Annotated in this window: 14 protein-coding genes; 13 read left to right on the top strand and 1 reads right to left on the bottom strand. The window is 35.6% G+C overall.

Annotated elements, in window-relative coordinates; genetic code table 11:
* Position 1: 1 nt before the first annotated feature.
* From cadX to O3646_RS05325, 11 genes are all read left to right on the top strand, one after another.
* On the top strand, positions 2-340 hold the full coding sequence (gene cadX, locus O3646_RS05275) for a Cd(II)/Zn(II)-sensing metalloregulatory transcriptional regulator CadX (protein ID WP_000711078.1): 339 nt from the start codon (positions 2-4) through the stop codon (positions 338-340).
* A 43-nt stretch (positions 341-383) separates the two neighbouring features.
* Positions 384-518 (top strand): hypothetical protein, encoded by a 135-nt coding sequence (locus tag O3646_RS05280; protein WP_256263195.1) that lies wholly within the window; start codon positions 384-386, stop codon positions 516-518.
* Positions 519-551: 33 nt separating this feature from the next.
* Complete coding sequence (locus O3646_RS05285) at positions 552-872, top strand: hypothetical protein (RefSeq protein ID WP_083307798.1); 321 nt, start codon at positions 552-554, stop codon at positions 870-872.
* 569 nt (positions 873-1,441) lie between these two features.
* On the top strand, positions 1,442-1,744 hold the full coding sequence (locus tag O3646_RS05290) for a TMEM175 family protein (RefSeq protein WP_004240734.1): 303 nt from the start codon (positions 1,442-1,444) through the stop codon (positions 1,742-1,744).
* Complete coding sequence (locus O3646_RS05295; protein ID WP_000397556.1) at positions 1,669-2,010, top strand: hypothetical protein; 342 nt, start codon at positions 1,669-1,671, stop codon at positions 2,008-2,010. The genes O3646_RS05290 and O3646_RS05295 overlap by 76 nt, the downstream gene beginning before the upstream one ends.
* Positions 2,011-2,023: 13 nt before the next feature.
* Entirely contained in the window at positions 2,024-2,347 is a 324-nt protein-coding gene (locus tag O3646_RS05300; protein WP_001253404.1) for a potassium channel family protein, read from the top strand.
* Positions 2,344-3,393, top strand: a complete 1,050-nt coding sequence (locus O3646_RS05305) for a DUF389 domain-containing protein (protein ID WP_000126416.1) — start codon at positions 2,344-2,346, stop codon at positions 3,391-3,393. The genes O3646_RS05300 and O3646_RS05305 overlap by 4 nt, the downstream gene beginning before the upstream one ends.
* Positions 3,394-3,907: 514 nt before the next feature.
* Positions 3,908-4,498, top strand: a complete 591-nt coding sequence (locus O3646_RS05310) for a hypothetical protein (RefSeq protein ID WP_070595609.1) — start codon at positions 3,908-3,910, stop codon at positions 4,496-4,498.
* 1 nt (position 4,499) lies between these two features.
* On the top strand, positions 4,500-5,903 hold the full coding sequence (locus O3646_RS05315) for a hypothetical protein (RefSeq protein ID WP_070595607.1): 1,404 nt from the start codon (positions 4,500-4,502) through the stop codon (positions 5,901-5,903).
* A gap of 13 nt (positions 5,904-5,916) precedes the next feature.
* Complete coding sequence (locus O3646_RS05320; RefSeq protein WP_070595605.1) at positions 5,917-6,213, top strand: hypothetical protein; 297 nt, start codon at positions 5,917-5,919, stop codon at positions 6,211-6,213.
* Between the two features lie 8 nt (positions 6,214-6,221).
* Complete coding sequence (locus tag O3646_RS05325; protein ID WP_031576111.1) at positions 6,222-6,548, top strand: hypothetical protein; 327 nt, start codon at positions 6,222-6,224, stop codon at positions 6,546-6,548.
* Between the two features lie 925 nt (positions 6,549-7,473).
* On the opposite strand, the gene O3646_RS05330 is transcribed toward O3646_RS05325, so the two are convergent.
* Positions 7,474-7,677, bottom strand: coding sequence for a CsbD family protein (locus tag O3646_RS05330; RefSeq protein ID WP_049471982.1), 204 nt, complete (start codon positions 7,675-7,677; stop codon positions 7,474-7,476).
* Between the two features lie 317 nt (positions 7,678-7,994).
* Between O3646_RS05330 and O3646_RS05335 the strand changes: the two genes are divergently transcribed.
* On the top strand, positions 7,995-8,585 hold the full coding sequence (locus O3646_RS05335; protein ID WP_070595602.1) for a rhomboid family intramembrane serine protease: 591 nt from the start codon (positions 7,995-7,997) through the stop codon (positions 8,583-8,585).
* Positions 8,586-8,729: 144 nt separating this feature from the next.
* On the top strand, positions 8,730-9,850 hold a 1,121-nt coding region (locus tag O3646_RS05340; protein WP_023919353.1), incomplete at its 3' end, for a VanZ family protein.

The following is a 9,850-nucleotide window of genomic DNA, read 5'->3' on the forward strand; positions in this document are numbered from 1 at the left end:
TATGAAAAAAGATAGTATCTGTCAAGTGGATGTTATTAATCAACAAAATGTTACAACCGCAACGAACTACCTTGAAAAGGAAAAAGTCCAAAAATCACTTCGCATTTTATCAAAATTTACCGATAATAAACAGATAAATATCATCTTTTATCTCCTTGCCGTCGAAGAACTCTGTGTCTGCGATATAGCCTGTTTATTAAATCTCAGTATGGCATCTGCCTCCCACCATCTTCGTAAACTAGCCAATCAAAACATCTTGGACACTAGAAGAGAGGGGAAAATTATATATTATTTTATAAAAGATGAGGAAATCAGAGATTTTTTTAATCAACTAGGATAACAACTATTTTTACTACTTTTCCATGATTATAGGGAGATTATATATGAAATTTTTTGATGAAAATTACTCACAAGAAATACCTACTCGTATTAAATGTTTAAGAAAAAAGTATAATTTAAAGCAAAGCGACCTAGGTAATGCAGGTCAAGTTAGGCAAATTGAAAAGGGAGAAGTTTGAAAGAATTTGTATCTTTTATTTTTTGTTTCATTTATGCCCTATGCTACTGGAATAGTTAGTAGTCATTTCATGAATCGTACGGCACAGCTCTTTTATGGACTGATCGTTATTGTTTCAACGGTAGTAAACTGGTTTTTACATAAAGTAATTGATAAACCCAATATAGATCAGAAAGAATTACTTGAAGCTACCGCACAATATAGGAAGTTATTGATACCTGACCTAATAATTAAAGGAGTGGGATTGATTCTATCCTTAATTCTCTATCCTCCGATTATGATGTATAGTGTTTTAATTGCGGCATTTTACATCATAACTTTAAAAACACTATACGAAAAAAGAGTGAATAACTAAAAAACGGTGACCAAAGTTAGGTGTATTATTTTAATGCTTAGAGACCTAAACTATTCCCCTATTTTAAAAATATTGATTCAGATTTTATGAAATTAATCAGTAGATATCGTTCTGAAAAGCCTTGATAATACGCTGTTTTTAGTCCAACTGAAACCCATACTTTCCAAACCAGGCTTGAAAAAAGCTCGTAAAGCATCACAATTTAGTAAACGTTAAAACTTATTTAAACTTATTGAAAGCATTTCGTATCAAAAATACGGGATGCTTTTTCTGTTCACCCCAAATTTTTGTAACTAGGTGATACTTGAAATTAATACAAATTTGGTTGTTTTTGATAAATCTAAGCAACACTAAATGATGAAGTGAAAGGGGATGAATCTTTGATAGTATTCATTTATTGTGAAATATGATATATTTATTAATTAGATGGATGAATACTTCTAGAGTTAAATATAGCATAATAGGGACAGACTTTTTGGTTTATTTTTGTTTGTAGTCGGATTATGAAAGAATATCCAATATTATGCGATAAGATAGAATGTTACAAAAAAGAAAGGGGATGCAATCCGATGAAGAAAGACAGATTAATTGTATTGACAGATGCTGTTCTAGCAATTATTATGACCATCTTGATTTTAGAGTTAGAAAAACCAACAACACCAAGTCTTGAAGCTTTTTGGGATTTACGGCAAAATTTCTTTGCTTGTTTTCTTTCCTTTTTCTGGTTGGGATCGTTATGGATGGCACTAAACACATTATGGGAAAAGGTTGAGAAAATTTCCTCAGAAATTATTTGGTGGAATTTGTTTCTACTCTTGGAGCGGCAGGAGTTCTCTTTGGAGAATTTCATGCCATCCAAGATACCAGTCTGAATGATGTGGTGGACCGGATCTATATAAATGTCAAGGATTTACCGTTTCAGTCCTTGGGAGCTTTAGCTAATATCCTGTCTGATGTTAAGAAGGGACTGATTCAAGACAGTCATATCTGGTCTTTCTTCCAGTCATTTTTCAAACAATATCAGTTGATAATCAGCTTAAATCAGATCTATCAGTTTGTCTATCTTTCTCTGATGGAGATCATGTCCTATCTTCACTTTGATTATTGGAAAAAACGGCTCGGTCAGGAGCTAGTATGAATAAGGAGAACAAATGAGACGTTTAAAAATGTTATGGCATATTATACAGGTTACGGGTTTTACTCGGTTTGCTCTGAGTTTTGTGACCTTTGTTTTTGGGTCAGGAGGCGTGCTTTTCCTAGTTGAACCTGCTATCACAAATTACGGAGACGGTCTTTGGTATGCTTTTGTGACTTCGACGACTGTCGGCTACGGGGATCTCCTAGCTGTGACCTTGATTGGAAGGATTACCAGTGTCTTCTTGACGATTTATGGGCTCATATTTTTTGGCTGTTTATCAGCTGTTATTATTAATTATTATACCGATTTAAATAAGGAAAGAGGAGAGGACAAATGACTGCCAATTATTCAACACGGGAATACCGTGAGAAATTATACGATGACCTTCATGTTCGATTGAGAGATACAGCGATTTTGATGTGTGCAATTTTTATTGCCTCTATCGGTCTAAATATGAATTCAACAGCTGTTATTATTGGAGCCATGTTAATTTCACCTCTCATGACACCGATTGTTGGACTGGGATTCGGTTTAGCTATTTTTGATACGCGTTTAATCAAGCAATCTCTAGAGGTTTTATTGACTCAAGTGTTGGTCAGTTTGCTTGTCTCGACTCTGTATTTCTGGATTTCTCCCTTGTCTTATGCAAGTAGCGAGTTGATCGCACGAACCTCTCCAACCATTTGGGATGTTCTCATTGCTATTGCTGGTGGGATTGCTGGTGTGATCGGTTCAAGGAAAAAAGAAGCAAACAATATCGTGCCAGGAGTAGCCATTGCTACAGCTTTGATGCCGCCTATCTGTACTGCTGGCTATGGTTTAGCTAATGGGAATGTACGATTTTTATTGGGGGCTCTCTATCTTTTCTTGATCAACTGTGTCTTTATCATGCTAGCCAACATTGTTGGAACAAGAATTTTGATGAGAAAATCTCCTTTAACTTCATTTAAAGAGCTGAGCATTAAAATGAGAATTGGCTTGATTTCTTTGATTGTATTGTTGATTCTTCCAGCTAGCTATTCGGCAGTTACTCTGACAATAGAACAAGCGCGCAAAGAAGGGATCAAACAGTTTGTAGGAAAAGAGTTCGCCAATTATACGGTTATTAATCAAGTCTACAAGTCAAGTAACAATGAATTGGTCTTGACGGTTGTTGGAGATCCGATTTCAGAAGAAGAATTAGAAACACTCCACCAAAAACAAGCCTCTTACGGTATTCAATCTGTTCAATTGAAAGTGAATCAAGTTCAGAACTCGCCAACATTAGATAGTGAAGCGACCAAGGAATTTTATGAAAACATTGACAAGTATATTGATCAAAAACTCTCTGAAAAAGATTCACAAAACGATCTCGTAAAAGAAAATGAAGCAGACAAGGATTGAGGACAATGAACTGAATCGGTTTTTACGCCGTGTTTTTCTTGTATCTTCCTCTTTCTTACTTATAGCAGGTTGTTTTTGCTTGAATAAGAAATAAATTAGAAGTTCTATCATCTAAGAAAAATGATGAAAAAAATCATTTAACTAATGGTGTGAACGTTTAGTGTTTATCAGCTCCATTCTCTGTAATTTTGGGGGTAAAATCCACACCATTTAGATAAAATTAGTTGAATTTGATTGGAAAAACGCTTTTATAAAAGCGGAGAAAAGTCTTGATATTACGCTGTTTTTAGTCCAACTGAAATTCATACTTTCCAAACCAGGCTTGAAGAAAGCTCGTAAAGCATCACAATTTAGTAAACGTTAAAACTTATTTACAGATATTGAAAGCATTTCGTATTCAACATACGGGATGCTTTTCTGTTTGGCTTAATGTTACAAATTTGCAATTATGTTATAATAAGTAATATGGTTGCATGAAAAAATGGTGGATAATCAATTAGATCGGAGGCGACTAATGAGAAATAAGGTTACTAAAATAATTGCTATTGTAATCATTCTTATATTTGGAGGAACATATATGTATAATAAGCTGACTAAACCAAATCTTGGCCCCAAAACAGCCAAACTCTATCAGCATGGCTTTCGTTTGCTAGAAGAGCAAATAGGAACCTACATCAAAGAACACTATAGAGGTATTGAGAAGATTGAATTTTCCCCAATATACGTTACAGAGGAAGGGTCAACATTCTCAAATGCGTATGTCCGTCCAACTATTTATGATAAGTATGGAAATAAGGCTACTCTAGGAACTCCAATTAATAACTATAATCCAAGCAGTTTTGGTATCGTTTCTCATGTTCTTCTCAATTTTGATGGAGGCGGGAATGAAGCTATAGATTTAAAGGACTCCAATGGAAATAATATCGATGTTTCTAAAGCACAGCACCTGCCTGATGAAGCAAAACTAATTAGAGAATCCTCTACGGATGGTAATATTAAATTATTGGTTGATAATGGTCAATTAAAAGGGGTAGTAAAAGATGAAAAAGGAAGTCCATATGCTGAGATTGTTTATAATGATGACTTAAGAAAAGGAGATATATAATATGGCTTTATCTAATGAAGAAGTACAGAGATTACAGTTTGGTCTTAAAAATAATGTTAGGGAAAAGCCAGGAAAAGTACTAAATTATAAAATAAATGGTGAAGACAGATATTTCCAAATCGTTAACAGCATGGATGCTACTACCCAAGCAATTGCCTTTGTCCCTGTTGATGATCCAAAAGGTAATAATCCAAATTATCAAGAAACAACGATAGTTGTTGCTGGAACTCAAATACCCTTTGAAAATTCTAAAGAATTGGGGAATCAACCTTATTTTTTTAAAAAGAATAGAGATATTGTTGATTCGTCTGAAAGAGCATTCTTTGCTAGTGGGGCGTTTGGTATATTTCCAGGAATGCTAACTCCCCAAGCAGATGATATTGATATGTTTTATCAAATTACTGAAGAGAAAATAAAATCTCATAATGGTATAATTTCTAATATGTCTGGGCATAGTCAAGCAGGACCTGGCGTAGCTTATACAGCTTCAAAGTATGGCCTTAAAGAGAATCGGACTATTAAAGTTACAAATTTCATGGATTTCGCAGCTAAAAAAGCTGTAGATACAGGTGGTATTTCAAAGGAACAGGTAGCCTATCTTAATAAGAACGCTACGATCTATAGAGATAGTAGAAGGGACGTTGTTAAACTTGATGGTAATGGTGGTGCAGTTCCCTATGGAAAAACAATGATGTTTGAAGTTATTGGAGACGAAGATGGACATTCACCACGAACACCTGTATTAAAGGGAAATGCTTTAGATATCGATTATTATTATAAAAAAAACCTTTTCGCCTCTGGCATGACTGAAAAGCAGGTCCGAAAGATAGCGGAATATAAAGCAAAGAATTTTAAACCAAATTTAGGAATTGTTAATTATGGGTTAGAAGATATTTTTGATAGGCCGGAGTTTTATATTAACGGGTATTTAAATAATTACGGTCCTTTTGCTCCTGAACCAACTAAACAAGATTTAATCACTTTAAATATCAAACAAATAAAAGAGATAAAGGCCTCTTTGAAGTCTAGTTCTGGTAGTAAAAAAATTAGTTTAAGAGAAGAATTGGTCCGAGTAAGTGCGGAAACCACGAAACTTCAAGCTGAGGTTTACGAAGAAGAAATTAAATCAAAAATTGAATCTGAAAAGGAAAAGGTTTCTCAAAAAATTTCATCCCTCAAATCTGAAGCATATAGTATTGCTCGTCACTTATCATCTAGTGAAGTAGAGGTTCTATTATCTGAACTAAGTTTGGATACTGCATGGAACAGTGGGAAAGAGACAAAAACTATCACTTCAGCAAGCGATTATAGGAATAGAATGTCTCAAATTTCAGATAATCTGAATAAAGTTGCTGATAGAATTATTGAAAGTGATCAAATAGGTGCCAAGATTTTTAGCAATTAAAAGGAGTTAATGAATGATTGAACCGAATACTGAAGATCGATTAGAAGCAGAGCGCATAAAAACTGAATACATGAAAGTTCAAGAACGATTGGCAATCCAGGCTCTAGTTTCAGCAACAAAAGGTGTCCTAATGGCTGAAGGGGCTATTTTACAAACTTGGCTGGCTAATCAGGCGTTTAAAATGCAGAATTTTGCCACTTCTCAAGTACCTGCTTCTCTAGAAGGAGGATTAACTGGGGGTGCTGCTGATGCAATTAATAAAACTTTAACTGAAGTACCTGAACCTGATCTGTCCAGCCCAATACTTTAGGAGAATACATGAATATTAATGATAAAATTAATAAAGTCGAGAGTGATCATCAAGCTTTCAGAAGAAAAGTAGCAGATTATGAATTAGATTATCAAGATATGAAGCGAGATGCAAAAAGACTATATGAAGATATAACTGACTTTATCATCTCCTATTGTCATAAACATAATCAAGAACTTCCAATACATGAATTGCAGCAATTAGAAGAAAATAGAGATAATTTTGAAAAGAGAATTTCTAGGTTTGAAACTAGATTAAGCCAAACGTATCAGGAAGAAAATAAACTTTATAATAAAAGCATGGAATCTCTTGAAGAAGAAAAGAAGAAGGTGTAACTCCTATCACTATTTATAATACTTTATAGTAATACTACTTGCTCCAATTGTCCGAAAATTTGTGTAAATTCCAAATTGAAAATGAACTAATTTTTGATAGCGATTCCTTTTATTTATAAATACGTCAACTCGTTGTAAAGATTGTTTGATCAAGATTTTTTGGAGAATCCAGATGTTGTTTTTTTCTCTACCTATTTTTCTAAAACTGAGAAAAATCTGATATAATAAGCTTTGTAGGTGTGTTATATCAATACTTACAGAACTAAACTATTCCCCTATTTAAAAAATATTGATTCAAATTTTATGAAATGAATAAGTAGTTTTAGTTCTGAAAAGACTTGATATTACGCTGTTTTTAGTCCAACTGAAACTCATACTTTCCAAACCAGGTCTTAAGAAAGCTCGTAAAGCTTCACAATTTAGTAAACGTTAATTCGAAAGAATTACAATATTTACAAAGAACACCTTTCGAGGTGTTCTTTGTATGTTTTCATACTAAATTGTGGCAGTTGATGTAGTTGTTGTGGCTTTAGCCACTTACAAATACGGCTGCAATTCGACGAAGTCAATTGCCTCTAAACGTTAATTCGTTACTGGAATACAGAATACAAGCGAAAACATTTTACATCTTGCAAGGTGTTTTTATCTATGAGAACTGGCGGTGCGTAATTAGGATAGCTCTAGCGACTTTAGTCGCGTAGAGATATGCTATGCACAGTTGCCCCAAGAAAACAAGCGAAGCGATATTTGAATGGATAGCAACCACTGCACGCAAAATGTTAATTCGAAGGAATTACTATACTTACAAAGAGCACCCTTCGGGGTGTTTTTTCTATACCTAAGATAAATGGAAAATAAAAAACCACCCTATCTTTCACAGTCAAATGTGACTGTAGAAAATAGAGTAGGTCTAGGATGTTAAAGACTATTTGTCGTCTTTATGAAAGATATTTTTAACGCCCTTGATAGCTCCTTCAACAGCTTCTTTTGCATCTTCAGCAACTTCTTTTGCTTTTGAAGCAACTTTTTCAGCAGTGCCTTCAGCTTCTGTTTTTGTATCGCCGGTTAATTTACCAAGGCCTTCTTTAACAGAACCTTTTGCTTGGTTCAATTTTTCTTCTAATGACATAGCGTCACCTCCATGAAGTTAGTAGTTTTTTCTCTGAATACAATACTGTTGATTTAAAAAAATAAAAAATATTTGTCTCAGATTAGAATGAGTATATTCTTTTTAAAATAGAAAGTCAAATTTTTGCTACGGCTAAAAAACAGGATCGCTTTCCGGTCACGAATAATGACCGACTAATAAGTCACGATATTTCGTTTTTCCAGCAAAGATTTGAAACGAAAGAAGCAAAAAACTTTTCTGTCTCCATTGAATTACATGGTATAATGGTCGTGAATGGAGACATCGTAACGCTGTTTTTTGAAAAAGAGAAGATAAATATGAAAAGAATCCTTATAACCTATCCTGTTATCAGTACTTTAGCTCTAATCTGTTTGCTGCTCGGTCTATTGACTTCCTTTTATGGGGATGCTATGTATGACCTATTGGCTTTTCATTCAAAGCCGGTGTATGGTTGGCAATATGTTAGTGGGACCCTGATGCACGGTAGTAAAGGAGCCCCTATCTGGTTTTTATGGGTCCATTTGTTGTTAAATGGACTCATGCTCCTTCCCTTCGGAGGACTGCTAGAAAGAAAAATAGGCTCTAGACAAGTCTTGATCGTTTTTGTGACGGCGACAGTCCTCTCTTCCATCGTTTTTCACCTCTTAACCCAGGAGCAGGACATTCAGGCAACAGGGATCTCTGCTGTAGGATACGCCTTTGTGACCGGAGGAGTCCTGCTCCTGCCAAAGATGTGGAAAGAATTTTCACTCACCGTAAAATGGTTTTATCTATTCTTAATTTTTCTATCTGGCCTCATGCTCTTACCAGCAATCACCGGATGGATCTCAACGCTATTGCATCTTTCAGGGGTTGTGAGTTATCTATTGGTTTTTATCGGAAGTAAAGTCTTGGAGGGGAGAAGCTAACTATTAAGACGGCTCCTCAGTAAGGTTTTCATCGTACTTCCTTGACTCTTCCTTTACCAGGCCGTATAATATTCTATATCAATGAAGAAATCACCTTTTGTCATTGTACAAAGGGTGATTTTATAACGAAAAAAAGGAGACACAATGGGGTATATCTCTACTATTAAAACGGCTGTTCAGCTCTTTCCTTTCCTGGCATTTTTGCTGACCTTGCCCTACATGATTTTGAATTATCGAAAATATGGTTCGGTCAATAAATTGCGGGTGCTGATTTTCTATTCTTTTATGCTTTACTTGATGACGGTCTATCTCTTGGTGATCTTGCCTCTGCCGGATCCAAGTAAGATTCATACTAGCTACTCGGAAATGGTCAATCTCCATCCCTTTGCTTTTGTGGTGGATTTTTTCAAGGAGAGCCCCTTTGATTTAGCGCAGACTGGTACTTGGATTCAAGCTCTTAAGCATCCAACTTTTTATGTGCCTGCCTTTAATGTCCTGATGTTGATTCCTTTTGGGATGTATCTGCGCTATTATTTCAAGTGTGGTTTTAAGAAAACGATCCTCCTGACAGCCCTCTTTAGTCTCTTTTTGGAACTGACCCAGTTATCAGGTCTCTACTTTATGTATCCGGGTCCTTACCGCCTGGCAGATGTTGATGATATTATTCAAAATACTACCGGTGGTGGAGTGGGTTATCTGCTCGGTTGGTTCCTGGTTTGGTTATTGCCGACACGAGACGAAATTGACGAGCATTCTTTCCGAGTAGGAACGAAAGTATCTGGTTTTCGGATGGGTCTTGCCTTCTTGATCGACTTTGTAATGCTATCCTTGCTTTACGCGGTAATCGAGCGTTTAGAGACGATTCCTTATGTAGCGATTTTGGCTGTTTATTTTGGTTTGATTCCTTTGTGGCGGGGCAAAACCTTGGGAATGGCTTTATTGAAATTCCGCTTGCATTTTGACAAGCAAAAATGGCTTCGCACCATCTGGCGGGGAATCCTGGTAGTAGGTTATTTCTATCTGATTCCTCAAGGGTTGTTCTATTTGATTTCGCTCTTGAATAGCGATTTGACGGACAATTCTCTCTTAACCCTGTCCATGATTTTATTGCTCTTCTTTGTGGTTTTATTGTACCTGATTCTCACTCTTGCCATCGTCTTGCTCAATCGTCGCTTTCCCTTTGACCGTCTAGCTGGGGCTGAGTATGAGAGTACGGTGCGCGTGAAGAAAGAGCTCTTAAAAGATGAAACTGAATCGTCAAAATA

This window comes from Streptococcus sp. 27098_8_148, from assembly GCF_041432105.1.
Lineage (GTDB): Bacteria > Bacillota > Bacilli > Lactobacillales > Streptococcaceae > Streptococcus > Streptococcus parasanguinis_AE.